Source organism: Pseudomonas putida (assembly GCF_016406145.1).
Taxonomy (GTDB): Bacteria; Pseudomonadota; Gammaproteobacteria; order Pseudomonadales; family Pseudomonadaceae; genus Aquipseudomonas; species Aquipseudomonas putida_E.
Map to the genome: position 1 here is coordinate 4,450,211 of NZ_CP066306.1, position 26,050 is coordinate 4,476,260.

Below are 26,050 nucleotides of genomic sequence, written 5' to 3' on the forward strand. Positions count from 1 at the left end.
GAACCAAAGTGGGGGTTGTGCCCCTTGGACTATAGGAAGGTATGCAAACGCTGGTGGGTAGCGTCCTGCTCGTCCAAAGGCAGACGACGCTTGCCACTGAGATAGTGCAGGCTGAACACATCCAGATACGCATCCAGTGCTTGGGAGGCTTGGTTGTCACCCGCAAGGTCCAAGCACATGGCAGCAACTTCCGCAGTGCAGAAATGATCATCGCGCTTGGAGCGGCGCAGGCGATAGCGCGACATCTGCTCAGCTTGCAGGCTCAGCACCGGGAAGCGGTCAAGATAAGGGCTCTTGCGGAACATCTTGCGGGCTTCGGTCCAGGTGGCATCCAGCAGGATGAACAGCGGGCGTTTGCCCGGCTCACGCACGACCTCGCTGACCACCCGCTCCTGGGCGACGAATTCGCCAGGGAAGACGATGTACGGCTGCCACTGTGGATCTGCCAGCAAGGTCAACAAGCGTTCGTCCACCGACGTTCGCAACCAGCCGAAGGCAGAGGTATCTTCGATAAGGTCGGCGATCAGCCAGCCGGTGTTGGTCGGTTTCAATGGCTCTGTATCATGCATCACCAGGCATACACCAGAGTCGGCGTGCACCTTTGGCTTCCAGGCACACAGGCAATGGGTGGCGATAACCCGACAGTCAGGGCAGCGTTCGGCACGTGAACCACGAGCAATGAACGGCTTGATGCTGCGGGCCAGCCGTTCGGCGCGCAGGCGCGCTACCGCATGGCTCATGCTGGCAAGCCTCGGGACAGGTTGTGACTGGACACTGCGATAACTCGATGAAAACAAAGCGCCAGTCTATCAGAGCGGGCGTCATTTGCAGTGCAGCTGGACGGGCTGGTCCTTTATAATCAGCGTTTTGGTGGCCGCGAGCCTGCCCGCGATTCTGCGGGCTTCATGGAACACCAGCCGTCTGCGCATGTCGAAGCGCCAGTCACCGAACCAGGAGAGATTCATGCTGCGTCTTATCGTCCCGACCCTGAGCCTGTTGCTCACCCTGCCACTGGCAGCCCAGGCGGCCTCCAAGCAGGAGTTCGAGCTGAACAAGATGCTGGAAAAGGTCGCCAAGGAAAGCAGCGTCGGCACCCCTCGAGCCATCAACGAAGATATCCTCGACCAGGGCTATACCGTCGAGGGCAAGGCACTGGTGAACCACCTGAGCGTGCGCGCCGAGCACGCCGCACGCATGCAGCAAAACGCAGAGCAAGTGCGCAGCCAGCTGGGTGACAGCGTCTGCCGGAACAGTGGTTACCGCAACCTGATGTCAAAAGGCGCCGTGATGGTCTATCGCTTCACCGTCTACAAGACCAACCAACCGGTCATGGACCAGGCCTTTGACGCTGCCAGCTGCACTGCCGGAAACAAGAAGAAGTAATCAACTGACCCGCTCATCCTCCGCGCGCCGCGGCTCTTCCTCGGCGCGCATCTCTGCCAGAAGCGCCTGCAGGTAAGGTGACTGGCATTCCAACGCAGCCAACCGCCGCCGGCACTCCGCCTCCAGGCTCACATGATGAACCTGTGCCGCATGTTCCAGCTGCTGATATAGCTGCCGGTCTACCTCGATGACCAAGCGATGCATACCGCCACCTCCCGCATCGACACGTTTCGCTTCTCCAGTTAACCAAACCCTTGCCATCAATGGCCGCGTGCCGACGAGTGGCCTAGGTGATAGTGCCTGCATGAAGTGGCGCGAGGGTCTAGATTGATAGCGAAGCGCACAAAAACGACAAGATGAATTACGCATCTGCATCAGGGCCTTGAAGGCCTACTGCAATGCTCGGGACGCACACTCGAGCCAGAGCAGCCAGCGACGCACGTAGTGTCGCGGCCGAGCCCAGCCATCAGCTCGGTCAGAGGTTTTGCTGCAGAAGGAGACGTTGAATGCCTTACCAACCCAATGAGTATCTGTTCAATCACTTCAGGGACAGTGGTATCGACCTGAGTAAACTCGATGAACAACTGCAACTGGTCGCACCGGACAGCCCCAACCTGCCACTGTACCGTGACATGATGCTGACCATCTTGCGCATGGCCCACGACGACACCGATCGCTGGAGTGCCAAGATCACCTTGCAGGCCCTCCGCGAGCTGGACCACTCCTTCCGCAGCCTGCAACGCTACAAGGGCCGGCGCAAGGTCACCGTTTTCGGCTCGGCGCGCACCCCGCTGGAACACCCGATGTATGCCTTGGCACGCGAACTGGGTGCCACACTGGCCCGCTCCGACCTCATGGTCATTACCGGCGCAGGCGGCGGCATCATGGCCGCAGCGCACGAAGGCGCGGGTAGCGATCATAGCCTGGGCTTCAACATCACCCTCCCTTTCGAACAGCACGCCAACCCAACAGTTGACGGCACTGACAAGCTGCTGCCCTTCCACTTTTTCTTCATTCGCAAGCTGTTCTTCGTCAAGGAAGCCGACGCCTTGGTCCTTTGCCCGGGAGGTTTCGGCACACTCGATGAGGCACTGGAAGTACTGACGCTGATTCAGACTGGCAAGAGCCCACTGGTGCCGGTGGTCCTGCTGGACTCACCAGGTGGCAGCTTCTGGCGCGACTGCCTGGACTTCATCAGCAGGCAACTGGAAGAAAACCGCTACATCCTGCCCAGTGACCTCAAGCTGGTACGCCTGGTACACAGTGCCGACGAGGCAGTGGAGGAAATCAACCAGTTCTACAGCAACTACCACTCCAGCCGCTGGCTGAAGAATCAGTTTGTGATCCGCATGCACCATCGGCTCAGCGACGCGGCACTGCATGAGATTCAGGAAGCCTTTGCCGATTTACGACTGAGCGGTAGGTACCATCAACATGCCGACAGTGGCGCGGAGCATGAAGAAGGCAACTACAACCATCTGACCCGCCTGACCTTTGCCTTCAATGGGCGTAATCAAGGGCGTCTGCGTGAGCTGGTGGATTTCATCAACCTGTCGGAGAACTGGGCAAAGCCGCAGCCGATGCATACCACGCAGCGGGCGCGGGAGGCGTTGAAGGTAAGCTGAGTGCGCCTGCAATGTGGCTGCTAAATCAGTAGTCGTCCAAGTCTCGGCCGCTGAGCAGGCGGCCAATCATGTCCATGGGAAACCCACGGTAAGCGAGAAACCGGGTCTGCTGGGCACGGCTGCGGGGGTCATGCGGACGTTGCCCGGCATATTTGCGCTGCCAGGCATCCTGTAACCGCTCAGCCCAGTTCACACCGCAGTCACGCAGTGCCTGGTCGACATCGCCACGGTTCAGGCCACGCTGGCCAAGCTCCTCGCGAATACGCGCTGGGCCATAGCCCGCATTGGAACGATACCTGATGAAGCTTTCGAGATAGCGAGCCTCGCTGAGCAGCCCTTCTTCGGCGAGCCGATCGAGCGCGAGCTCGATCAACTCATCCGTAGCGCCGCGCTGACGTAGTTTGCGCGTCAGCTCAACGCGACCATGCTCGCGGCGCGCAAGCAGGTCCATGGCTGTCCGCCGAACGGCGACGGGGGTGTCGAGTACGACGGACATGATCGGCCAAGCAGCTATCAATAACCGGCGTCGGCGTCAGCCACGTCGTCGGCTTTGGCATCAGCTGCAGCAGCCTTGCCTGCTTCGGCAACAACACCCGCCTTGAGCAGCTTCTCACGAATCTGCTTCTCGATCTCGGCACCAATGGCCGGGTTCTCTTGCAGGTACTTGGCCGCGTTAGCCTTGCCTTGGCCGATCTTGTTGCCCTGATAGGCATACCAGGCACCAGACTTCTCGACCAACCCTTGGGAGACACCCAAGTCAATGATTTCGCCGTTACGGTAGATACCCTTACCGTAAAGAATCTGGAACTCAGCCTGACGGAACGGCGGCGAGACCTTGTTCTTGACGATCTTGACGCGGGTTTCGCTGCCGACGACTTCGTCGCCTTCCTTGACTGCACCAGTACGACGGATATCCAGGCGCACCGAGGCGTAGAACTTCAGGGCGTTACCACCGGTGGTGGTTTCCGGGCTACCGAACATCACACCGATCTTCATACGGATCTGGTTGATGAAGATGACCAGGCAGTTGGCGTTCTTGATGTTACCGGTGATCTTGCGCAGCGCCTGGGACATCAGACGGGCCTGGAGGCCAACGTGCATGTCACCCATCTCGCCTTCGATTTCTGCCTTGGGCACCAGGGCGGCCACGGAGTCGACGATGATTACGTCAACGGCATTGGAACGCACCAGCATGTCGGTGATTTCCAGTGCCTGCTCGCCGGTATCCGGCTGCGAAACCAGCAGGTCGTCGACGTTGACGCCCAGTTTGCCGGCGTACTCAGGGTCGAGAGCGTGCTCGGCGTCGACGAAGGCGCAGGTGGCGCCGCTTTTCTGGGCTTCGGCGATGACCGACAGGGTCAGCGTGGTTTTACCCGAAGACTCCGGGCCATAGATCTCGACGATACGGCCTTTTGGCAGGCCGCCGATGCCCAGAGCGATGTCCAGGCCCAGGGAGCCGGTAGAAATGGCCGGAATGCCGGTACGCTCGTGATCGCCCATGCGCATGACCGCGCCTTTGCCGAATTGGCGTTCGATCTGACCCAGGGCCGCAGCCAAGGCGCGCTTCTTGTTGTCGTCCATTGAAATCCTCACGTGTTCGACTTGGCCCTGATGGCCGGAATACCTGTATAAGTAGCCAGTATTATTCCACAGGGAAGCGTTTGAGCAAACCCCTGTCGTCGATTTACTCGGCACCAAGCTGTAACAAGCCGTCTAACGCAGCGATTACCGTCTGTCGGCGCACTGCTTCGCGGTCGCCGTCGAAGTGGCGACGCTCACTGCTCACGTGACTACCATCGGCCCATGCCAGCCACACGGTGCCAACCGGTTTGGCCGGCGAGCCACCATCGGGCCCGGCCACGCCACTGACTGCCACGGCGAAACGCGCACCGCTGGCCGCCTGGGCGCCGCGAACCATGGCTTCGACCACTTCCTGGCTGACTGCACCGACTTGGGCGAACAAAGGTTCGGGGACCCCAAGCTGGCGAGTCTTCTGAGCGTTGGAGTAGGTGACATAGCCGGCCTCGAACCAGGCGGAGCTGCCAGGTACGCGGGTAATGGCTTCGGCGATGCCGCCGCCGGTGCAGGATTCGGCGGTGGTGACCTGGGCGCTGAAGCGGCGCAGGTGTTCGCCCAGCCGGGCGGAGAGAACGGTAATCGGGTCCATGGGCAACTCCTGGAAGAGGCTGAGCGACACCCTAGCATTTGAGGTGGTTGATCGGGATAGTCGTTGCTACTTCATGCCTCCGCTCAGCGCAGCAATCCCCGCACATAATCCTGGCAAGCCCGCAACGCCATCAATCCTCGGTCGCCTTCATCGGTGATGGCGATAATTCGTGCAGCATGCGCCGGCTCAAGGCGGGCGCGTACGGATGCATGATCCACGCCGCCGGCGCCGGCGGCGGTAGGCACTGCGGCACAAGCGGCGTCGCGCTCGACCAAGGCTGACAACCGCACATCGGCAGTAGCCAGGCGATCACGCAGGCGAGCCTGGGACTGTTGCGCATTGCTCAACTCCTGGTAATGACGGGTTTCACTCTCATGCAACTGCCGCTCCAGGCGCTGGTTTTGCTCGCGCACCTCAAGCACCCTGGTCGCCATCGCCACGGCTTGGGCTTGCGCCTGCTGCGCCAACAGCCGGCCATAGCGCCAGTTCTGGGTCTGCCATACCAACGCTGTGTACAACAGAATCAAAAGTACACTTAGCCCCAAGCGCAGTCGACTCAACACAGCACCTCACGCGCCCGCGCCCAGAGCTTCAAGCGATCCTCCAGCCCGTTCAACCCACCATTTATATGGCGCGTGATACGGTTGAACTCGCCCAGGTCCGCCAACCCATTCAACCCCCGGGAATGCCAGAACCACGCCGCTGACTCACACGCCCAGCGCGGCTGCTCCAGCAGTTGCGGCTGGGCTAGCAGACGCTCGTCGTTGAACAATGCCCGACTACAGGCCTGGTAGTTGCTGCGACCGGTCACCTGGATCAGGCCCCGTCCACAATAAAACTGGCCGTCGCCGTCCTCCTGCGGTGTATTGCCCAGGCGCCGGGCCACGCTTCCAGTGTCGTAACGGGCCAGGTAGCTATTGCTGCCCAGTTCCTTCACATAACGTAACTGGCTGGACTCATGGCCGACCTGGGCGATGAACGCAGCCAACCGCTTGGGGTTATCGATCTCCCACCGTGGCAGGGTGATGTTCAGCGCAGGAAGAAAAACACCTGCGACATAACGGGCGTTGGGCAAAATCTGTAGCAATTGCGCTTCTGTAAGCATATCTGACCTCCTTGCGTGGTTCATTCCTCAGGCCTTGGTCACTGCCTCACGACGCGGGGCGGGGCCTCTGGCCTTCAACTTGCCTGCCTTGCCACCATTCCCCTGTACGGTTGTACGCCAGCCCGACAGGGTGAATACCTGCTCCACCGAGTCGATCTGATACTGCCCGTTCATACCCTCGACAAAGCCATGCAAATCGATGCTGCGCTCGGCAAACAGGTCGGTGCGCCCAGGCAGATCCAGGCGCACACTGGCGCTTTCGCGATTGAAACTGGCTAGCCGCGCCCTGGCCGCCTGTTCGGCTGCAGCACGGTTGGGGTAAAGGTGTCGGTCCGTATGCACCGGCCGCTGGGCGCCTCCAGCCTCGGCATTGACCAGTTCGAGGGTCTTCGATTCACCACTGGCAGTATCCTGATGGCGAGTACGCACAGCCTGGCGCCCCGCCTTGTCGTCCAGCCGCAAATGCCACTGGCTGACCTGGTGATGGGCGATGCCGACCACGTCCAGGGGCTTGCCACTGGCGCTGCGCCCCGCCTGGCGTGGCAGCACCAGCAACTGGCTGTTGGCCAGTTTGGCGGTGCAGTCATACTGGCGGGCCAGGCGGGTGATGAAGTTGAAATCCGATTCGTTGTACTGGTCGACGCGCGGTACCTGAATAAGCACCGGGCAGATCGCCTGCCAGCCATTACGCACTCCAATCTCGGCGACTATGCGTTGCAGCGTCACTACCTCCCAACTGCCACTGCGCACGGTTCTGCCGCTGCCGCTCAAGTCACTTGCCTTACCGCGAATCAACAGGGTGTCCGGTGGACCGAACAGCTCCACCTCATCGACGGTGTAACGCCCCAACCGGGTCAGCGGTTGACCGGCGTAGCCCATATGCACCTCAATCACCGCGCCACGGGCAAGCAACGCCACGGTGCCGTCTCGCGCATCGATGCGTAACTCGAAGTCGTCCGACTCCAACCCAGGCTTGTCAGTGGTGCGCAATAGCAACAGACGATCATTGATCAACGAAGTAATGTCCTGGCCATCGGCCTGGATGCGAAATTGCGGTTGCATGGCCTCAGTCCCAGAGCTGTACGACGTTGGCCGGCGCCAGCGTCAACGTTGGCAAGCGAATCATCACCCCGCTGCGAAACGGCTGGGCCTCGTCTGCCAACCCCTGATTGGCTTGCAGCACCGCCTCCACGCTGCCATTGAGGTGCCCGTAATAGTGGTGGCAGAGGGTGTCGAGCACATCTCCTTCAGATGTTTTGCAAGTCTTGTCCATAACTCACGAACTCCAGTGAAAAGCCTTGTTTGCGAGGAATGCCACCGGCCAGAAAGGCGCCCTGCTCTTCTTCGATGCTGGTCATGCACCAAGTGCCGAGCACTTCGCCGTAGCCTGTGGTCAACGACAATGGCAAAAGCTGACGGCCGATGCTTCGCAGCGCCTGCAACTGCCCCACGCCCCCCTTGAAACCGGGGAAGATGGCGCCACGGATGCTGATGGTTTCTTCGCCCAGGCTGACCGCTTGCTGCGCGGTGGCACGGGCCAGGCGCTCCTGGGCAGCCCAGCGGAAACGGGTTTGCCGGCGCAACTGGTCGAAGGCGGCGGTATCGAGGTTGAAATAGTACGGTGGCGCGTTTGCCTTCAATGGCTGCAGCACCAGCAGATGCGCAAACGGTGTGATCGCCTCTGCCGCAGGAGTGGCCTGAGGTACCAAGCCAAAAGTCGACAGCACGCCGCTGGCCAGCGCCCGCACATCGCCAATCACGCGGCGGATTGCCGTACCCGCCTTGCCCAGATGCTCGGCGAAGGCATTGACGCGATCACGCACCTTGCGCACCACCTCGAAGGACTGGTTGTACTTGGCGATCACCATGTCAACACGCTGCTTGGCAGAGTCGATGGCGCGCATCGTACGTTGCAGGCGTTTGCCTATCTCCGGGCCGATCCATGGCAGAGCTTCGAGTTCAGCGGCTGCCTCCTTGGCATGGTCGACCGCCTGGGCCATCGGTTCGAGCATGGCGTCGGCACGTCGACGCCCCTCCTCGCCTGCCTTGACCAGCGCATGCAAGGCGCCTTGGAGCTGTTCCAGATAGGTCATGAAATATCCTCACGCGTAGATGGGATCAGAAAGCTGCGTAGCCGCCTTGCGGCTGATCAGCTCCTGTAGCGTGCGTTGCACCATCGCCTCCAACCGTTGCAGGACGGCCGGATCGTCGAGGCAGCCGTTGATCGTTACCGGCAGGTTGGCGTTGAAGGTGTAATGTTGAGCGATCGGCGGAGACTGTTTGGCCTGAGGGGGCAAGGGACCGTCAGGGTCTGGAAGTGCGGGTGCCGCCGGGGGTACGCGCAAGGGGAATAGACGATCGCCTGCTGCTTCATTCAACGCCTCGGGTGAGGCAGGCCGGAGCAGCGACACTGGCGCCGGCCGCTGCGGCTGGACTGCCCTGGGCTGAGCCGCAGCGGGGTGTGCCAGCAGGTGCCTGGTGATCCGGGTACCGACCTGGTCTTCAAGAAACGCCGTCTGAGGCAGGGGGGTGAGCGAATGCTTGGGCGTGTCCAGCAGTGACACCTGCGGCAAAGAGCGCTTAGCCACCCACTTTTGTCGCGCCAGTTCCGGCGTCGACAACAGGCGTTTGACAGTTACCGTACCTAGCTGAAGGCCAAACAACTCGTTGGTCGGAATTGGCGTGACGAGCGGCTTGGGCGAAGCCAGAAGAGAAACGGCTGGCAAGGGAGTACTTGCAGGTGGATGGGGCTCGTCCTTGGACAGTTTCCGCGCGAGCCAACCGCCAAGCGCGGTACCGGCCTTGTCACCGACCTCCCCCCCAAGCGTGGTACCCACTGACGGGCTTACAAAAGGCAAGATCCTTTTGAGCACCACTGCCCCTGCAACTGAACCGCCCAGTCCTCCAATAGCACCGCCGTAGCCGGCCCAAGCCTCCTCTGCTGTCTTGGCAGTCGCGTAGGTGTGTCCTGCCTTCAGGGCCGCTTCCAGCAAAACACTCTTGCCTTCCTCCTTGAAGACTTCGCCAACCGTCCTCCAAGGCGGCGCACGTTTACCGATCTCTGTAGGAGAAGGGCCTGCATCTGCCCCGAGAGGATAAGGATCATTGGCTGCGGGGCTGCCTTTGCCCAACCAGCCCTTCAGCCTATTCCAGTTCATCGCTGAAGACTGTTTACCGGACTGATGAGCGCGCGCAATGGAGCCAATGCTCACACCAGTCAGCATGCCTTGCCCGAGTGAACTCTGCGAGGTTTCAGCTTCCGTCGATGGGGCGGTCGTGGTAGGCGCAGCAACCTCTCCTAGTACCCCCGGTTCGGAGTGAGGAGCAACACGCTTACCAAGCGCCGCCCCCACTTTTTCGCCAAAGAAGCCCCCCACCACCTTGCCATATTCGGCATTTCTGCCGGCGTACTTGCTCAAGGCTGCACCTAGCACACTTCCTGCAAAGCCTCCAGTCGCACCTCCCAGCCCTTCACCCCATTCTTGAGCAGTCGAAGCAGTAGCTGCGGTGGAACCTACCTTCAGTAGCGCACCCAGCCTCACGTCCCGAGCCGCCGCCTTTGCGGCGACCAATGTTTGTGAACCGCGTTGCCGAGAGCCATGGCCTGGCTCGGTCGAAGGTGTAGCATCGGCGCCCAGGGGGTAATCATCATGTTCGACAAGTGGTGGTCGCCTCCTGGAGGCTTCACCTATCGAGAAAGGCCCGGCAACAGGGCTCGCCCGGCCTTTACTGTTCTGCTCCAAGGTATCTGCGCCCGCACCATCTACAACCTCGACCATGGGCACGATAGACGATTCGGCGTCCTCGCTCACTGGTGCCCCTTGCCTCAGCGACCGCACAACGCGCCCAAGTATTCGGTTTTGATGACTGAATACCTGCGCAAGGTTGATCCGGTCGTGCTCAGGGTCAGAGAGTGGCTGTTGCGACGCATCTGTTGCCGCTGAGTTGTTCGCCATGCTTTTCTCCTTTCACTCCGTGAGCCACCAGACCATGTCGCTGTACGACATGGTCATGATTTCGCTCGCTGGAAAGTTCAGCTCCTTGGCCAGCCGCCGGGCGGCGACCTTCTGCCGGGCCGGGTCAAAATTCGTCGTCCTGCACCAGGCGAAAGTACCCCGCCTGCAGGCGGCTGTAGTCCTTGAGCGCAAGCCCCTCAAGGTCATTGATGCCTACCTCTGCCAGCGATGCGAACAGGTTCAGTTCGCGCTGCTCCTCGTCAGCGGTCCCCCCGGTCTGGGCATTGCGGATATCACGTACGGTCGGTGCCCGGAGTGACAGGCTGTCGACCTGCACGCCATTGACCTCGCTGGCGCGGGAGAGGCGGACGGTGACGCGCTCGGCGCTCAGAGTCAGCCATTGCGGAGTTTTTTTTGCTAGAGCCATGATCACCTCCCTACAGGCCCAACGCAGCGCGCTGAGCGGCCAGTTGGTCGACGCCGTCGATCACACGCTTCATGCCCAGCGCGTCGATCTCATAAACCAGGCGGCCATCGACTTCGAGCTTGTAGTAGGTCAGGCCGACACTGTGCTTGATCTCGGCCTTGTCGCCGGACTTCCAGTCGCCCATGTCGATCTCCTTGAGCGAGCCACGCAGTGTGACCACCACTGGGGTAATCTTGCCCTTGAGGCCCTTGAAGGCGCCGCGGAACGTGCCATTGAAGCCGCTGCCATCGGCAAGGCCAAAGAACCTCAACGCCTCACGGCGCACGCCGGTCGTGGTGAAGGCGGCTTCCTGCTTCTCCATGCCAAGGTCCATCTCGACGGGCATGTCCATGCCACCAGGACGGTACTCTTCCATCTTCAGCGTGAGTTTGGGCAGGGTCAGGCTGGGAACATCGCCCTGGAAGCTGACACCGTCGACAAACAGGTTCAGGTTGGCCAGGGTTTCGGGGATCATTGCCATGAAAGTGCGCTCCTTAAGCGGCGGAATCGAGGACTTCGGTCAGCCACTGGTTAGTGACTTCAACGCGGAAATTGGGGTTTTCAGCAGGCGGCACGTCGGTGAAGCGGATGTTCCAGTACACCTTGCCCTGCTCCAGCTGGCTGGAGGTGTTCAGCTCCGGGTCAGCGAAAACCTCGAAGTTGATGATCGCGCCTTGGTTCTTCAGATCGCGCATGAAAGCCTGTAGACCTTCGGTGACGTCCTTGACGTAGGTCGCAGTAATGGAGCGGTCGACCGCCCACTTATGCCCGTAAAGGATTGCGTCCATGACGATATCCATGGTTCGTACACGGGTGACGAAGGCCCATTTCGGGTCGCTCGACAGGGTGCGATTGCCCCACAGGCGGAAGCCGTCGTCCCGGATGATGGTGACGATGTTGGCGTTGTTCAGCAGGTTGGCTCGGCAGCTGTCATCGCCGTCGAGGAACTCCACCGGGCGCGTTGTACCGCTGATACCGACGAACTCCTTGTTCGATGGGGACGCCCAAAAGCCGTATTCACTGTCGGTCCAGGCAAACAAGCCGGCGCCCCAGGCCGACCCCGGCCCATTGACAGTGGCTTGCTCGACGTTGTCCCAGTACTGCACACCTGGGTCGACCAAAAAGGCACGCTTGGCGCCGAAGTTCTTGGCGTAGTCGATGGCCGCCTCATCGGTGGTATTAGGGCCGTCGATGATGGCAATACCGCGCAGCTTGTCGGCCAGGGCTACCAGTGCGGTGCCCACGGCCAGGGTCGCACTGTGGCGTGGCGCCACCAGCAACCGTGGTTGAGCGTTGTAACGGCTCTTGCCGTCGAGCAGCGCCTGCAGGCCAGTGCGTTTCCCGTCAGCCTGCACGGTCCCGATGATCGCCGAAGTCTGCTCGGCGGGATCTTCGAGCTTGAGCACACCACAGGCGACGATGACCGCCTTCGCTCGGGAATATACGGCGCGGCAGGCCTGGGTAATGGCCGCGTTTTCACCGAAGGCGGCGACAGCTTCGCGTTCGCTGGTGATCAGTACGAGATCGTTGGCCTTCGCCGTGGCATCAGCACTCTCGGTGAAGGTATCGACAAGGCCGATGATCGAGGAGGACGGCAAGGCGATAGTGCGCGCGCCTGTGTCGATGTTAGTTACGGTAACGCCATGAAAGAATCCAGCCATGTTTACTCCAGATGTGAAAAGGCCCCGCAGTGCAGGGCCATGTGGTACAGCGGAAAAGAAAACGCCCCTTCAGGCGGGGGCGTCATTGGTCAACTGAGCAATCCACTCAGGCGCCGGCGGTCGGCCTCGCATGCAGAGAGGAAACGCATCAGCCTGAGGCCAGTTGCGCAGGTCTTGCCGGTACTCCAGAAGTTCCGAAAACTGGGCAGTGTTCAGGGTAGTGGGTCCGCCGATATCACGTTCATCACGATGACGCGCCACAATCCCGTCAGTAGCCAGCAATTGCATATCGCGCCAGCGGCGCTCAACCACCGCCAGCTCCTCCCCGGTTGGAGGCGGTGGGTCCTCCAGGAAAGGCTCGCTGTCCCCCCAGACAATCACCCTCCCTGCTCGCTCACCTTCGAGCAATTGATTTCGGTATGCTTCTGTGATTTCCACGGCATCGACTGGAATGCTGCTGGCTGAATCAGAGCTGTAAAACCCTCTGGTGCTTTTAGAGGCGAAGAATTGAACAGTCATAGATCAGTACCCGATGAAGATTGAGGTGTATCCAACAATGCCGGAGGGAACAATGATGCTTCCCCCGCTCACTGTCCGGGCGATGACGTCTATACCGCTAGTACTTGCGTTCTGCCCGGTAACCCAGTGGCCTGCATTAGCGGTACCCAAGGAGTAGGCGACAAGGCTTGTCGTGTACGTTTCGGGGAGGGTGATGCGGGCCGAGCCCTGAGCGGCAGCGATCTGGCCGTTACACCACTGCAAAATCAGTCCGCTAGGCAGCTTTTGATAGCCATTGCTGCCTTTAAGTACGCCGAATAAGCTCGTGTCATGAGTCAGCGAGGCGTTGCCAGCTATGAACCATATGGCACCTGCAGAAATCAGGGTGATATTGCTGTTGCGACCAACTTCCACCCACGACTCAGTGGTCTTTGCGGTATTGACATAAATCACGTCTGTGCCTTGGGCTTTGATAGTGGCGGTATTACTTGCACGGATATAAACCTTCGAACCAATAGGCACACTGGAAAGTAGTGGGAGCGTGATGTTGGACGCCGCCGTATTCAAGTTGATTAGACAATTCACACGCGAAGCAGTAATTGTTTGGCCAGCCGTCGTATAGGCGTAGCCATTTTGGTAACCGCCTATAGCTCGCTGCACGAACTCAGTAGTAGCGATTTTGGTCGTGCTATCGAATTGATCTGAAGTAGGTGCAGCTGCAACGCCCGTGAACACAGGGCTGACCACCGGCGCGGCGCCAATAGCGGCAAGTGCTGCTGCTGAAGTGGTAGCAGCCATTAGGCTCTTGATGACCGATGCAACGTTCGTATTGGTATACGGAGTAACCCAGTCATTCCATGTGCCTTGGTAGCGGCTACGAGTTTTGATTCCACCGTTGAGGGTTCCCGCCCCGTAGGGAAATGCTACCTGGGTGATGCTGCCCCCGCCGTAGGACAGTACTAGGCAGTACCAGTACGACACTTCCTGGCCTGGGGAGTTGGCGTTGTTACGGCCTAGAATTTTCGGATTCCATCCGGAGGCGATAACCGCATTCCAGTCGGTGACATCATCAGAATTATTGAACACCGGCCCGGCCGCTGTAATGGCTGCGTGCACGAAAGAGGTGTTAGCCAATTGCGTAGTATCGGTTCCGGTCGCAGCAGTAGGTGCCGCTGGCACGCCAGTGAACGTCGGACTAGCCAGCGGCGCCTTAACCGCCACAGCTGTGTCAACCTGGGTCTTTGTGTACACGTCTGTCAGGCCATAACCCACCACCGTGCTCGGGCTGGTCGCTGCGGTTACCCGGCCGTAGGCATCTACCGACACACTGCGATAGGTGCCAGCGGCTACACCACTACGTCCAAATGCCATTTCATAGGCCAAGGCGGTGACGCCCAAGGTAATCGGCGCATCGGTCAGCAGCTGCCAAGCGCTGTTGCCGTTCAGCGCGCCGCGCTCGACCAGCACCAGCATGCCCGGTGTCACCTTGGCGCTGGTATCCGCGTCGCTGCAGCGTGCCCAGGGCCCGCCCGCCACCACAAGGTACAGACCATTATCCTTACCAATTGTCTGGTTCTTCACCAAGACCCGTGCGCCGGCGGTCAGCGCCACCCCGTCGACCGTCTGCAACCCGTTCAGCGGGATATTGGCGGTAGTCGCCGCCAGCACCGAATGCTTGAAATCCTGCCTGGCCAACTCCTCGGTCACCCACTCTCGGGTAGCCAGCACTACGGCCGGGTCAATTTTCAGCTGCACATTACTAGCACTGCTGACCACCAAGTTCATTCGCACCACCTGGGTACGTCCTGAGCCTTGGCTTAGCAACGGTTTATAGGTCGGCGCGCAGTTGGCCACAGCAACCATGTCGCCATCGGCATCATAAAGCGCGATCTCACGAATCCACTTACCGCCGACGTCAGCAGGGATGACCTGCTCGGCAATGATGATCGCGTTGTTATTGTCATCCACCTTAAGCTGATTCAACGGCGCACGGCGCCATTCGTTGATGAGGCTGGTCTGAGTGGCATTGGGAGTCGGGTCTGTGCCGTTGGCGTCACCTACGCCCATTTGAGTGATTTTCCACGCGATGCCCAAAGCATCCGCGTTTGCTTGTTTCGCCGCGCCCACGTTAGTAAGGATGGCGTAGAACTGAGAAGTCTGGTCAACCATGTGCAATGTCCAAGGTATCGATTGTATGTTCGCGGCCGCCGCGGCCGATGGTGCCCACAACCTCAATGTCACGAGGCGCCGGCGGATAGATGTCCAGTTCGTCGCCATCCTGGATGGCGCAGCCGACATGAAGCGCGCCACGGCTTTCAAGACTGATGACCAGGCCGGTGAGGTGGCGGCTGACCGGCCGGGCGTCGTCGATCAGCGACGACAACTCCTGGTAGGTGCTTTCGCTGATGCCGGCATCGGTAACGCCGATCTTCAAAGCGAAAGTGCCTGCCGGCGCCGGCGGTGTAACCTGCCACCACTCCTTCACCTCGATCAGGTAGCCAAACGGCTCAACCACCCGCCTGAGCGCACCCAAGGTGCCTTTATGGGCATGGACGAAGAACGCCGAGCGGATTACCGAGCGCTTGATCACCTCGCTCCAGCTATCTTCCCAGCGGTCCACCGACCAGGCCCAGGCCAACTGGTAGAGCAAGTGGGATGGGCAGGTGTCGGGGTTATAGAGCAGGCGCAGGCTGGCCCTAAGGTCTTCGTCGGCAGCGGTTTCGATGGCCCGCTCCAGTGGTGTGCGGTTCAACGGCAACAGGCTCTGCATGTCAACCACCCCGCTTGAGCGTAAAGCCAGTGCACCAAGCGGCCTGCGCCTTGGTAGGGCGGATGTCGGTCCAATCGGTCAGCTCGACCCGGCTCACGCCGTCGATATGCAATTGTGCGTCGATGCCCGACCGGGATACGTCCAACCCCAGGCGCCGTCGTGGGTTCACCCAGGCTTGGAGCCTGCGCTGGCACTGGGCAAGGATCGCTTCATACTCAGGGCCGCTATCAGCCATGTAGAGCACGGCATCAATGCGGTACGGCAGCACCATGGCGCTGCGCACATTGAGGCGATCGGCCACCGGACGGATATCGTCGTCATTGAGATAGGCCGCCACTTGCGCGAGCAGTTCGGCGCTGGCTGTACCGTTACCCTCCAGGCTCAGTACGGTCACATCCACCACGGCCGGCGACGGGCTTTCGGCGGTGGCGTCAGCCACCTGCCCCGAAGAGTTGCGGGCATGCAAGATGTAGCTGTTGCGAGGGCCGGCGGTGGTCAGGCCTTCATAGACCAGCTGCACCCTCTCGCGCAGCGCATCGTCCGATTCGAGCAGCGCAGCAGCGGGCGGCACGCTAGTGAGGTCCTCGGCCTGAATAACCAGACGCTGCAGGCCGACATTCGCTGCCAACTGGTCCAGGTCAGTGCCTTGGGCATAGGCCAGAAGCAGCGCTTTGGCCGCATCGTTGACACGGGCCCGATTGAGCAGTTTCCGGTAGGCGCCAACCTCCAGCAGCTTGGTTACCGGGTCGCTCTCCAGGCTGGCAGTCCAGCCCTCGCCAAGGTATTCGCGGAAGGTTTGCAGATCAGCCTGGTAAAGGCTTTCGTAATCGAGGTCCTCAAGCAGTTGAGGCACAGGCAGTTTCGACAGGTCTACCAGGCTCATAAGCGTACCTCCAGTACTGCTTCATCCCCCAGATAACGTCCACTTAGGACCAGGCTGACCTGCCCCTCAAGCACCGCCACAACTTTTACCCGGTCTAGCTGCAAGCGCGGCTCCCAACGGCCCAATGCACGGGCGACTTCCGCTTGCACCGCGCTTTTCCAACCATCGTTGACCGGCAGGTCGACAAAACGGCGCAACTGGCTGCCGTACTCAGGACGCATGCGACGGCTGCCCAGCGGTGTGGCAAGGATGTCTTCGATGGACTGGCGCAGGTGGGCAACGCCGGCCAGTGGCAGGCCGGTGCGGCGGTCCATGCCGATCATGGCGCACCTCCTGCTGGGCGTGCGTCCGGTGAATGGGTATGCATGGCATTCTCCAGGGATGAAAAAGCCCGCTGCGGCGGGCTTGGTTCAGTGCTTGTGATTGGCGGTGTTGCCGGCGGTATCAATGACCCGCCCACCGCTATTGATGTCCCCACTAACGCTCAGCGGACCGTCGATGACGACGTTGCCGATAAGGCGGATCGCAGCAGCCTTGAGCGTGATGGCATCATCGCTAATCTCCACGGAGCTGGCGCCAACCTTGATACTGACGGTGCCGCTGGGTAGTTGGATGTCGTAACGCCTGGCCTGCCAGTCATAAGTCAGCGAGCCGCCATCCTCGAACTGCCAGACTTCCGTATGGTCGAGCTGTGCTGGCGGGAGGCCTGCGTTGCCGTAAAGGCCAGGGATGAAGGTGCCTTGGGCCAGCTCGCCACTAGGGCTGAGCAACACCCCCTGCTCACCGAGGGTGGGAGCCCGCCAATGACGGGCCTTGCCTGCGGCCTGTGCATGCCAGCGCAGCCAGGCGCTGGTCCACCCGCTGCCATCGGAGACCCGCAACCGGGCGGCTGCAAGATCTACGGCGACCACCCGACAGGGAATGATCATGCACGCCAGCATGCGATCATGCATTGCACTCACGTAACTCATGCCAGATCCTCGGGCGCGATGTAGCGGTCTTGGTTGCCCTGCCCGACCTCGGGTGCAAGGCCCAGCATCAGGCTCCCGGGCGGCTGGTCCGGCCAATGCCAACGAGGATCACCGAGGAGCACCGGTTGGTCCCAGCGCACCGTCCATGCACTGCCCTCGAATTGCGCGTGGGCATTACGACTGGCCTCGACGAAATCCAGGGCCCAGTGCTGCTGGCGCAGCAGGTCCATCAGTTGCGCGGCCAGCATGCTCCCTTGCAGGCGAGACTCGGGGTTGGTGCTATCGGCGGTGATATCTGCCTCGAAGGTAGCAATCAGCACCGAGCGGCCATCACGCGGAGCGGCATCTGCCATCATCCGCACGATGCCGTGTCGCAATGCCGGCTGCTCGGGAGTATTTCCTACGACTGTATAAGCATCGACGTATGCCAGCTCTGGTATGAGTTCACGAATGGTTGCGGTAACCGCTGCATGTAATGTGGCTAATTCGCTCATGCATATCTCCTTGTCACTCATCGCTCGACGCGGTGTCACGTAAGCCCAGCCGCCTGATGGCCCAGCGCTCGTAAAGGCGCATGGCGACGTCGGCCCCGCCCACTGCGGTCAGGCAACCAAATGCACTGGCCGTCCAGATAGAAAAGCCGCTGGCGTACAGCAACATCACTGTCGAAACCCCGCATACCATGCAGGCCCCGGAGCGCAATACCAGCCGTCGTAGCAGTGACCAGCCGGTGACTCCCGCCTTGTCGGCCCGCCACATTTCGCCGCTGAGGCCGCCCAGCAATGCCAGGACGATTACCAGCCAGAGCGGCATCTCCAGTAACGCTTGCTGCTCGTTCGTCACTGTCCTGTCTCCTGTGTAATGCCCACCGGCAGTGGCCGGTAGGTTGGTGGTGGGTACTCTGCGCCTGGGAAACCGGCATTCCAAAAAGCCCGGTGCCCAGGCTTTTCAGTAATGCGTTGTCTAACCGCCGGCCACGACTGGTGACGCCGGACGGTTACGCTTCAAATTGGTGACTCCGACCACGGCTGCCTGCCCGCCGGATAACTGTTCGTGGTGCTTTACGCTGCACACCCGGGCCAGTTGCCAACCCTCTGAACAGTTGAGGCCTGTTCATCGCTGCCTGTGTAACAACCGGTTTACGTCCGGCTTGAGACACAGACTATGCATTAATGCATATCCAGTCAATGCATTTATTCATTAATTTTTGTGACTGCATTTGCTGAAATGCATGAAAGCCTTTTAAGCTCAGACCTGTAGGACTTTTCACCAAGCAAAAAAAACCCGCTAAAGCGGGTCTTTTTGAAAAACGCCTGGTCAGCGTGCGTACATGCCCCACCAGAACACATGCCCGAGCAAGCTGATCTGCTCCTCCTGCAACAGCTGAAAGCTGTAGTCTTCATCAGGGTGTTCGTCGCGATTGAAGCTGCGCAGGCGGATACCGGTGGGCAGCCGATACACCTGCTTCACGCGCAATTGGCCATTGTGGTTGATGGCGTAGAGGTCGCCATCAATGATGTCACCGATCGAACACTTGCCGGTATTGACCCCGACCGTCGCCCCATCGCGCAGTACCGGCAGCATGCTGTTGCCGCGAACGGTCACGCACTTGGCCTGATCGAACTGCACACCATTATGGCGCAGGCTGCGCTTACCAAAGCGCAGGCGGGCGCGCTCGCTTTCCTCGATGACGAATCTTCCAGATCCTGCTGCCAATTCGACCTCACGAAGAAAGGGTACTGACACCTCGTCGTCCTCGACGGGCGTTTCATCGTCCCACAGGCTGATGTCGCTGAGGTCGGCATGGCCGTGTGCGGGCAAGGCGGCTTCGCGTGAGGCGCCAAGTTCGGCGCGGCCGCGCAGCTGTTCAGTGCTGACGCCGAAATAATCGGCAATTTTCGACACGTGCCTATCCGAGGGATCGGCGATCTTCTCGCTGAGGATCCGCGACAGGGTGGATTGAGGCACGCCCGTGCGCCGGTGCAGCTCTGTGGGGGACAGGCCGTGGCGGGCGAGCAACTCTCTGAGTACGGTGGCTACATTGCGTTTTTGCATAGCTTGCATAATGCAGCGCCGCTGCAGGAAATGCAATCCATGCAGCCGGGGCGCGAAGGCGCGCGCCCGGCGCCTGCATCTCGGCCAAAAAGCCTGTACCATTGCCGGTTTCAAAATCGCCAACCAGATACCCGCTGTAAGGCCCTGAATGTCTGATCTTTCCGCACACACACCGATGATGCAGCAGTACTGGAAGCTGAAAAACCAGCACCCGGACCAGCTGATGTTCTACCGCATGGGCGACTTTTACGAAATCTTCTATGAAGATGCGAAAAAAGCCGCAAAACTGCTGGATATCACCCTGACAGCCCGTGGCCAGTCAGCCGGCCAGTCGATCCCCATGTGCGGAATTCCTTTCCACTCGCTGGAAGGCTACCTGGCCAAGCTGGTCAAGCTCGGCGAGTCGGTGGTGATCTGCGAGCAGATCGGCGACCCCGCCACCAGCAAGGGCCCGGTAGAACGTCAGGTGGTGCGCATCATCACCCCCGGCACAGTCAGCGACGAAGCGTTACTCGACGAGCGCCGCGACAACCTGATTGCCGCACTGCTGGGGGACGAGCGCCTGTTTGGCCTGGCGGTGCTGGATATCACCAGCGGCAACTTCAGCGTGCAGGAGATCAAGGGCTGGGAAAACCTGCTGGCCGAGCTTGAACGCATCAACCCTGTCGAACTGCTGATCCCCGACGACTGGCCCCGCGACCTGCCGGCCGAGAAACGTCCGGGCGCACGCCGACGAGCCCCTTGGGACTTCGACCGCGACTCGGCACGCAAGGCTCTGTGTCAGCAGTTCGCAACCAAAGACCTCAAGGGCTTTGGTTGCGACAAGCTGACCCTGGCCATCGGCGCCGCCGGCTGCCTGCTGACCTACGCCAAGGAAACCCAACGCACCGCCCTGCCCCACCTGCGCAGCTTGCGCCATGAGCGCCTGGACGACACCGTGATCCTCGACGGGGCCAGCCGCCGCAACCTGGAGCTGGACATCAACCTGGCAGGTGGTCGCGACAATACCTTGCAGTCGGTGATCGACCGCTGCCAGACCGCAATGGCCAGCCGCCTGCTGACCCGTTGGCTGAACCGCCCGCTGCGCGACCTCAAGGTCTTGCAGGCGCGCCAGGATTCGATTCGCTGCCTGCTCGATGGCTACCGCTTCGAAAAACTGCAGCCGCAACTCAAGGAAATTGGCGATATCGAGCGGATCCTCGCCCGTATCGGCCTGCGTAATGCCCGCCCGCGCGATCTGGCGCGCCTGCGTGATGCCCTCGGCGCCCTGCCCGAACTGCAGAACGCCATGGCTGAGCTGGAAGCCCCACACCTGGCGCGCTTGGCGGCCATCACCGGCACCTACCCGGAGCTGGCCAGCCTGCTGGAGCGGGCAATCATAGACAACCCGCCAGCAGTGATCCGCGACGGCGGCGTACTCAAGGCCGGCTATGACAACGAGCTGGACGATCTGCTGGCGATCAGTGAGAACGCCGGCCAGTTCCTGATCGACCTGGAAGCCCGCGAGAAGGCCCGCACCGGTCTTGCCAACCTGAAAGTCGGCTACAACCGCGTGCATGGCTACTTCATCGAGCTGCCGACCAAGCAGGCCGAACAGGCCCCGGGCGACTACATTCGTCGCCAGACCCTCAAAGGCGCCGAGCGCTTCATCACGCCGGAGCTCAAGGCTTTCGAGGACAAGGCGCTGTCGGCCAAGAGCCGCGCCCTGGCCCGCGAGAAGATGCTGTACGACGCGTTGCTCGAAACACTCATCAGTCACCTTGCACCGCTGCAGGACAGCGCCGCGGCGCTGGCCGAGCTGGACGTGCTGAGCAACCTTGCCGAGCGGGCGCTCAACCTGGACCTGAACTGCCCCCGTTTCGTCGACGAACCGTGCCTGCGCATCGACCAGGGGCGTCACCCGGTGGTCGAACAGGTACTGACCACGCCGTTCGTAGCCAACGACCTGGGCCTGGACAACAGCACCCGGATGCTGATCATCACCGGTCCGAACATGGGTGGTAAATCTACCTACATGCGCCAGACCGCACTGATAGTGCTGATGGCGCACATCGGCAGTTTCGTTCCGGCGGCCAGCTGCGAACTATCGCTGGTCGATCGCATCTTCACCCGTATCGGCTCCAGTGACGACCTGGCAGGAGGCCGCTCGACGTTCATGGTCGAGATGAGCGAAACCGCCAACATTCTGCACAACGCCACTGACCGCAGCTTGGTACTGATGGACGAAGTCGGCCGTGGCACCAGCACCTTCGACGGTTTGTCGCTGGCCTGGGCGGCTGCCGAGCGCCTGGCACAGCTGCGTGCGTACACGCTGTTCGCCACGCACTACTTCGAGCTGACCGTACTGCCTGAAAGCGAACCGCTGGTGGCCAACGTCCACCTGAACGCTACCGAACACAACGAGCGCATCGTGTTCCTGCACCATGTGCTGCCTGGCCCCGCCAGCCAGAGCTACGGCCTGGCCGTGGCGCAACTGGCAGGCGTACCGTCGCCGGTCATCCAGCGTGCGCGCGAGCACCTCGGCCGGCTGGAGACCAGCAGCCTGCCCCACGAACAAGCTGTCTCGAAAAAAACCAAGGGCGAGCCACAAGCACCGCACCAGAGCGACCTGTTCGCCAGCCTGCCACACCCGGCAATCGAAAAGCTGGGCAAGCTGGACCTGGACGACATGACTCCGCGTCAAGCTATCGAAATGCTATATCAACTAAAGAACCTGTTATAACGGCGTGCACCACAAGCTGGTAGAATCCGCCGCGGTTTGCTGGTGCTGCAGGTTATTAGCCTGGCCTGCAGCCACATGCCCGTAAACCGCGCGGCCCTGAGAGGAAGGGCCGCCGCCGTTGCCTGAGGAGAGAACTAGAAATGACCTTCGTCGTCACCGACAACTGCATCAAATGCAAATACACCGACTGCGTGGAAGTCTGTCCGGTGGACTGCTTCTACGAAGGCCCGAACTTCCTGGTCATTCACCCGGACGAGTGCATCGACTGTGCACTGTGCGAGCCAGAATGCCCGGCCCAGGCCATCTTCTCGGAAGACGAAGTGCCTGCGGGCATGGAGAACTTCCTTGAGCTCAATGCCGAGCTGGCGGAAATCTGGCCGAACATCACTGAGCGGAAGGATGCCCTGCCTGACGCCGAAGAGTGGGATGGCAAGCCCGGCAAGATCGCCGATCTGGAACGTTAATCGCCCAGATACGAAAAAGGCCCGCAACGGGCCTTTTTTCATTTTTTACGGGCGAAAAAAGGGGCGGTTTGACCCGCCCACATTTTTTCCGTAGTCCCTGCTTGTCCTAAACATCGTCCTGATGAATCGCGTCTTGCGATGTCCTTGGCCTTCTTCCTGAACGCCTCTGCATGTCCGTGTGCACAGTTCGAATACTAGCGACTTCTGCAGAGCAGGCAACCGCGAACCCTCACAAGACATTACCGTGGACACATTTCCACAAATCTAAAAAGTTCAATTATTTCAGGCGGTTGAGAAAAAAACGAATCAGGAAACGACAATGATTTACTGGCCTTTACGTGTTTGGCTTACACCACAAGTAAGCAAAGGCTTACACTCAGTGCATCTGGGGTAGCAAGTTACATATTGGTTCGTGCTCAGATAATTGCCGGCCGCTATAGCCTGCACACCAAACAAAAACGCCCCGAGGTCATCGGGGCGTTTTGCATACTGGCATGGAGTGCTTACTGGAACAGCGACTCACTGGACAGACCATTCTTCTCCAGGATCTCACGCAGGCGCTTGAGCCCCTCAACCTGAATCTGCCGCACCCGCTCGCGGGTAAGGCCGATTTCCAGACCTACATCCTCCAAGGTGCTGCTTTCATGCCCGCGCAGACCAAAACGGCGTACCACCACTTCGCGCTGCTTGTCGGTGAGCTCGCCCAGCCACTGGTCGATGCTCTGTGACAGGTCGTCATCCTGCAGCAGCTCGCACGGGTCGGTAGGACGATCGTCGGTGAGTGTATCGAGCAGGGTCTTGTCCGAATCTGGCCCGAGCGAAACATCCACCGACGATACCCGCTCGTTAAGACCAAGCATGCGCTTGACCTCGGCAACGGGTTTTTCCAGCAGGGTGGCGATCTCTTCAGGGGAAGGTTCGTGGTCGAGCTTTTGGGTCAACTCCCGCGCGGCACGCAGGTAGACGTTGAGCTCCTTGACCACGTGGATCGGCAGGCGAATGGTGCGGGTCTGGTTCATGATCGCCCGCTCGATGGTCTGGCGGATCCACCACGTCGCATAGGTCGAGAAACGGAAACCGCGCTCCGGGTCGAACTTCTCGACTGCACGAATCAGCCCCAGGTTGCCCTCCTCGATCAGGTCGAGCAAGGACAGGCCGCGGTTCACATAACGACGGGCGATTTTCACAACCAGGCGCAGGTTGCTTTCGATCATGCGCTTGCGCCCGGCTGGATCACCCTTCTGCGACAGGCGCGCGAAGTGCACTTCCTCTTCCGGCGAAAGCAGAGGCGAGAAACCGATCTCGTTGAGGTACAACTGGGTGGCATCAAGCGCCCGGCTGTAATCGATGTATTTATGCTGCTTGAGCGTAGAGCCTGATTTGGCCCTGGTCCGAACCGACGGTACAGCAGGTTCGTCTGACACCACATCCGTTTCCAAAACGATGCCCGTCTCCATCAGGAGCACGTCATCGTCGATGTCAAACTCCGGCGCTTCTTTATTGAGAGCCATTGTTATAGTCCTTTGCTGAGTTCGAACTCAGACTCGAGCGGCGCCTGCATCCCTGGCATCGCTGGAGCCTCTCCCCTCTACTTCAGAGGAACAGGCCGGGTACAACAATCAACGACGTGGCAGGAACTGGAGTGGATCGACGGGTTTGCCCTGGCGGCGAATCTCGAAATGCAGCTTCACCCGATCAGTGCCCGTGGACCCCATTTCAGCAATCGACTGCCCTGCCTTGACCTGCTGCCCCTCCCGAACCAACAGCCTGCGGTTGTGACCGTAGGCACTGACGTAGGTATCGCTGTGCTTGATGATGATCAGTTCGCCGTAGCCCCGCAAGCCACTCCCGGCGTAGACCACCGCACCATCAGACGCAGCAAAAACAGGCTGTCCCAAATCACCGGCGATATCAATGCCTTTATTCAAACTACCGTTTGAAGCGAATTTTCCAATCAGCACGCCATTTGCAGGCCAGGTCCAACCGCCCACCGCGCGCTCTGCGGCGGGCACCGTGGTAACGACCGTAGTAGGCGTGGTGCGCGTTGCTGGCGTCGTTTTTCCGCCGTTGGCAGGCGCCGTGATAAGTTTTTCAACAGGGCGACGAATGACCGTCGTCTTGCTCGAAGAAGAGGGGCTGGACACCACTGTGGTGCTGCCGGTAGCGCCGCTGCTGAAGCGGATCGCCTGGCCAGGCCGGATGGTGTACGGGGCAGCAATGCCATTGCGGGCTGCGAGCTCCTTGTAGTCCCAGCCGTAGCGAAACGCAATGGAGAACAGCGTATCGCCAGGTTTGACCACATACTGCCCGGAGGTCACGGTCGGCCGCTTGGGCGCCGCATTGCTGCGGTCGACCACGCGTGCGCCGCCCGATCCGGTGCTGGAGCAACCAGTCAGCAGTGCGCCCATGGCCAGTGCAATCACCAGAAGCTTGAAACCCAACCAATCCTTGCGCTGCCGAATGACTGTATGCCCCACCCGCGCTCCCCTCATGGTGCCGAAAATCGAAAATACGGAAAGAAATGCAATAATGTTGCAATTATAACCGAGCGCAACTGCATTGGCAGGCTCGGTGCACAGGCTCAGTAAAGAGCCGGGATGCCCCGCCAGATAGACAGGGCGATGCGGCAAGAATTCGTCGCCACCACAAATATTCCCTGCAGCTCAAGCCACCGGGCCATTGAGCAGCGGTACAAAGCGCACGGCGCCCAGAACACGGCGAGAGAAGCCCTGCTCCTCACGCACGATTAGCATCAACTGCTGGACTTCGCCAGCAGGGCCTACCGGGATGACCATACGCCCCCCAGGAGCCAGCTGGTCGAGCAGTGCCTGCGGCACTTCCGGCGCCACGGCGGTAACGATGATGCCGTTGTAGGGGGCCAGCGCCTGCCAGCCGTCGCACCCATCCCCCCAGCGGAACACCACGTTGCGCAGGTTCAGTTCGACCAGGCGCTCCTTGGCGCGGTCCTGCAGGACCTTGATGCGCTCCACCGAAAACACCCGCTCCACCAGTTGGGCAAGGATGGCCGTCTGGTAACCGGAACCGGTACCGATCTCCAGCACCTTGTCCAGCGGACCGGCCTCCAGTAGCAGCTCACTCATGTGTGCGACCATGAATGGCTGGGAGATGGTCTGGTTGTGCCCGATCGGCAGCGCGGTGTCTTCATAGGCGCGATGGGCCAGGGCCTCATCGACGAACAGATGGCGCGGCGTACGGCGGATGGCATCGAGCACCTTGGGGTTCGATACGCCCTCTTCGCACAGGCGCTGGATCAGCCGCTCGCGGGTACGCTGGGAGGTCATGCCGATACCTCGGCGCTGCAGA

Annotated in this window: 31 protein-coding genes and 1 pseudogene; 5 read left to right on the forward strand and 27 right to left on the reverse strand. The window is 60.5% G+C overall.

Annotated features, from left to right (window positions below):
* Positions 1–29: 29 nt before the first annotated feature.
* Both JET17_RS20480 and JET17_RS20485 read right to left on the reverse strand, forming a co-directional pair.
* On the reverse strand, positions 30–740 hold the full coding sequence (locus JET17_RS20480; RefSeq protein WP_012315845.1) for a tRNA-uridine aminocarboxypropyltransferase: 711 nt from the start codon (positions 738–740) through the stop codon (positions 30–32).
* An 81-nt stretch (positions 741–821) separates the two neighbouring features.
* Complete coding sequence (locus JET17_RS20485) at positions 822–965, reverse strand: hypothetical protein (protein WP_190273315.1); 144 nt, start codon at positions 963–965, stop codon at positions 822–824.
* Here JET17_RS20485 and JET17_RS20490 point away from each other — a divergent pair.
* Positions 964–1,383 (forward strand): quorum-sensing-regulated virulence factor family protein, encoded by a 420-nt coding sequence (locus JET17_RS20490; RefSeq protein WP_012315846.1) that lies wholly within the window; start codon positions 964–966, stop codon positions 1,381–1,383. The two genes, JET17_RS20485 and JET17_RS20490, sit on opposite strands and share 2 nt — an antisense overlap.
* On the opposite strand, the gene JET17_RS20495 is transcribed toward JET17_RS20490, so the two are convergent.
* On the reverse strand, positions 1,384–1,587 hold the full coding sequence (locus JET17_RS20495; protein ID WP_012315847.1) for a hypothetical protein: 204 nt from the start codon (positions 1,585–1,587) through the stop codon (positions 1,384–1,386). It lies immediately after the preceding gene.
* 302 nt (positions 1,588–1,889) lie between these two features.
* Between JET17_RS20495 and JET17_RS20500 the strand changes: the two genes are divergently transcribed.
* Positions 1,890–3,008, forward strand: a complete 1,119-nt coding sequence (locus JET17_RS20500) for an LOG family protein (protein ID WP_012315848.1) — start codon at positions 1,890–1,892, stop codon at positions 3,006–3,008.
* A gap of 25 nt (positions 3,009–3,033) precedes the next feature.
* Here JET17_RS20500 and recX read toward each other — a convergent pair whose 3' ends face one another.
* The 9 genes from recX to JET17_RS20545 all read right to left on the reverse strand — a co-directional run bounded on the left by recX (position 3,034) and on the right by JET17_RS20545 (position 9,699).
* A complete protein-coding gene (recX, locus tag JET17_RS20505) occupies positions 3,034–3,504 on the reverse strand; it encodes a recombination regulator RecX (protein ID WP_012315849.1) in 471 nt (156 codons plus the stop codon).
* 17 nt (positions 3,505–3,521) lie between these two features.
* Positions 3,522–4,589, reverse strand: a complete 1,068-nt coding sequence (gene recA, locus JET17_RS20510; RefSeq protein WP_012315850.1) for a recombinase RecA — start codon at positions 4,587–4,589, stop codon at positions 3,522–3,524.
* Between the two features lie 103 nt (positions 4,590–4,692).
* Entirely contained in the window at positions 4,693–5,175 is a 483-nt protein-coding gene (locus JET17_RS20515; protein ID WP_012315851.1) for a CinA family protein, read from the reverse strand.
* Between the two features lie 83 nt (positions 5,176–5,258).
* Complete coding sequence (locus JET17_RS20520; protein ID WP_012315852.1) at positions 5,259–5,735, reverse strand: lysis system i-spanin subunit Rz; 477 nt, start codon at positions 5,733–5,735, stop codon at positions 5,259–5,261.
* Positions 5,732–6,280 (reverse strand): glycoside hydrolase family 19 protein, encoded by a 549-nt coding sequence (locus JET17_RS20525; RefSeq protein WP_012315853.1) that lies wholly within the window; start codon positions 6,278–6,280, stop codon positions 5,732–5,734. Before JET17_RS20525 ends, JET17_RS20520 begins: the two co-directional genes overlap by 4 nt.
* Positions 6,281–6,307: 27 nt before the next feature.
* The gene (locus tag JET17_RS20530; protein WP_012315854.1) at positions 6,308–7,342 is read right to left on the reverse strand and encodes a phage late control D family protein; all 1,035 of its coding nucleotides are present in this window, start codon (positions 7,340–7,342) and stop codon (positions 6,308–6,310) included.
* 4 nt (positions 7,343–7,346) lie between these two features.
* Complete coding sequence (locus tag JET17_RS20535; protein WP_012315855.1) at positions 7,347–7,553, reverse strand: tail protein X; 207 nt, start codon at positions 7,551–7,553, stop codon at positions 7,347–7,349.
* Positions 7,528–8,373 (reverse strand): phage tail protein, encoded by an 846-nt coding sequence (locus JET17_RS20540; protein WP_012315856.1) that lies wholly within the window; start codon positions 8,371–8,373, stop codon positions 7,528–7,530. The genes JET17_RS20535 and JET17_RS20540 overlap by 26 nt, the downstream gene beginning before the upstream one ends.
* Before the next feature lie 9 nt (positions 8,374–8,382).
* Positions 8,383–9,699, reverse strand: coding sequence for a hypothetical protein (locus JET17_RS20545; protein WP_150105134.1), 1,317 nt, complete (start codon positions 9,697–9,699; stop codon positions 8,383–8,385).
* A 231-nt stretch (positions 9,700–9,930) separates the two neighbouring features.
* Here JET17_RS20545 and JET17_RS20550 point away from each other — a divergent pair, with 231 nt between their 5' ends.
* Positions 9,931–10,224 (forward strand): hypothetical protein, encoded by a 294-nt coding sequence (locus tag JET17_RS20550; RefSeq protein ID WP_150105135.1) that lies wholly within the window; start codon positions 9,931–9,933, stop codon positions 10,222–10,224.
* 136 nt (positions 10,225–10,360) lie between these two features.
* Here the strand turns inward: JET17_RS20550 and JET17_RS20555 are convergent, their stop codons facing one another.
* From JET17_RS20555 to JET17_RS20610, 12 genes and pseudogenes are all read right to left on the reverse strand, one after another.
* The gene (locus JET17_RS20555) at positions 10,361–10,663 is read right to left on the reverse strand and encodes a phage tail assembly protein (protein ID WP_012315858.1); all 303 of its coding nucleotides are present in this window, start codon (positions 10,661–10,663) and stop codon (positions 10,361–10,363) included.
* 10 nt (positions 10,664–10,673) lie between these two features.
* Positions 10,674–11,183 carry a phage major tail tube protein gene (locus JET17_RS20560; protein WP_012315859.1) on the reverse strand — a complete coding sequence of 170 codons (510 nt, stop codon included), beginning with the start codon at positions 11,181–11,183 and terminating at the stop codon, positions 10,674–10,676.
* Between the two features lie 13 nt (positions 11,184–11,196).
* Positions 11,197–12,363 (reverse strand): phage tail sheath family protein, encoded by a 1,167-nt coding sequence (locus tag JET17_RS20565; protein WP_012315860.1) that lies wholly within the window; start codon positions 12,361–12,363, stop codon positions 11,197–11,199.
* Between the two features lie 69 nt (positions 12,364–12,432).
* Positions 12,433–12,882 carry a hypothetical protein gene (locus tag JET17_RS20570; protein WP_012315861.1) on the reverse strand — a complete coding sequence of 150 codons (450 nt, stop codon included), beginning with the start codon at positions 12,880–12,882 and terminating at the stop codon, positions 12,433–12,435.
* Positions 12,883–14,232: 1,350 nt separating this feature from the next.
* A pseudogene (locus JET17_RS27415) lies at positions 14,233–15,030 on the reverse strand (phage tail protein); the annotation flags it as partial.
* Positions 15,023–15,631, reverse strand: coding sequence for a phage tail protein I (locus JET17_RS20580; RefSeq protein WP_012315863.1), 609 nt, complete (start codon positions 15,629–15,631; stop codon positions 15,023–15,025). The pseudogene JET17_RS27415 and the gene JET17_RS20580, both read right to left, overlap by 8 nt.
* A gap of 1 nt (position 15,632) precedes the next feature.
* Positions 15,633–16,514 carry a baseplate assembly protein gene (locus tag JET17_RS20585; RefSeq protein ID WP_012315864.1) on the reverse strand — a complete coding sequence of 294 codons (882 nt, stop codon included), beginning with the start codon at positions 16,512–16,514 and terminating at the stop codon, positions 15,633–15,635.
* Entirely contained in the window at positions 16,511–16,837 is a 327-nt protein-coding gene (locus JET17_RS20590; protein ID WP_012315865.1) for a GPW/gp25 family protein, read from the reverse strand. The genes JET17_RS20585 and JET17_RS20590 overlap by 4 nt, the downstream gene beginning before the upstream one ends.
* Positions 16,838–16,924: 87 nt before the next feature.
* The gene (locus tag JET17_RS20595; protein WP_012315866.1) at positions 16,925–17,485 is read right to left on the reverse strand and encodes a phage baseplate assembly protein V; all 561 of its coding nucleotides are present in this window, start codon (positions 17,483–17,485) and stop codon (positions 16,925–16,927) included.
* Positions 17,482–17,979 carry a hypothetical protein gene (locus JET17_RS20600; RefSeq protein WP_012315867.1) on the reverse strand — a complete coding sequence of 166 codons (498 nt, stop codon included), beginning with the start codon at positions 17,977–17,979 and terminating at the stop codon, positions 17,482–17,484. The genes JET17_RS20595 and JET17_RS20600 overlap by 4 nt, the downstream gene beginning before the upstream one ends.
* Positions 17,980–17,992: 13 nt before the next feature.
* Positions 17,993–18,328, reverse strand: a complete 336-nt coding sequence (locus tag JET17_RS20605) for a phage holin family protein (protein WP_012315868.1) — start codon at positions 18,326–18,328, stop codon at positions 17,993–17,995.
* A gap of 474 nt (positions 18,329–18,802) precedes the next feature.
* Positions 18,803–19,549, reverse strand: coding sequence for a LexA family transcriptional regulator (locus JET17_RS20610; RefSeq protein WP_012315869.1), 747 nt, complete (start codon positions 19,547–19,549; stop codon positions 18,803–18,805).
* 139 nt (positions 19,550–19,688) lie between these two features.
* Between JET17_RS20610 and mutS the strand changes: the two genes are divergently transcribed.
* Together mutS and fdxA are read left to right on the forward strand one after the other, a co-directional pair.
* Positions 19,689–22,262 carry a DNA mismatch repair protein MutS gene (gene mutS, locus JET17_RS20615; RefSeq protein WP_012315870.1) on the forward strand — a complete coding sequence of 858 codons (2,574 nt, stop codon included), beginning with the start codon at positions 19,689–19,691 and terminating at the stop codon, positions 22,260–22,262.
* A gap of 140 nt (positions 22,263–22,402) precedes the next feature.
* Positions 22,403–22,726: a ferredoxin FdxA gene (gene fdxA / locus JET17_RS20620; protein WP_012315871.1), complete on the forward strand. Its 324-nt coding sequence runs from the start codon at positions 22,403–22,405 to the stop codon at positions 22,724–22,726.
* A gap of 503 nt (positions 22,727–23,229) precedes the next feature.
* Here fdxA and rpoS read toward each other — a convergent pair.
* From rpoS to JET17_RS20635, 3 genes are all read right to left on the reverse strand, one after another.
* Entirely contained in the window at positions 23,230–24,237 is a 1,008-nt protein-coding gene (gene rpoS / locus JET17_RS20625; RefSeq protein WP_012315872.1) for an RNA polymerase sigma factor RpoS, read from the reverse strand.
* Between the two features lie 108 nt (positions 24,238–24,345).
* Entirely contained in the window at positions 24,346–25,203 is an 858-nt protein-coding gene (locus JET17_RS20630) for a peptidoglycan DD-metalloendopeptidase family protein (protein ID WP_012315873.1), read from the reverse strand.
* A gap of 186 nt (positions 25,204–25,389) precedes the next feature.
* The gene (locus JET17_RS20635; protein ID WP_161872020.1) at positions 25,390–26,028 is read right to left on the reverse strand and encodes a protein-L-isoaspartate(D-aspartate) O-methyltransferase; all 639 of its coding nucleotides are present in this window, start codon (positions 26,026–26,028) and stop codon (positions 25,390–25,392) included.
* Between the last annotated feature and the right edge of the window lie 22 nt (positions 26,029–26,050).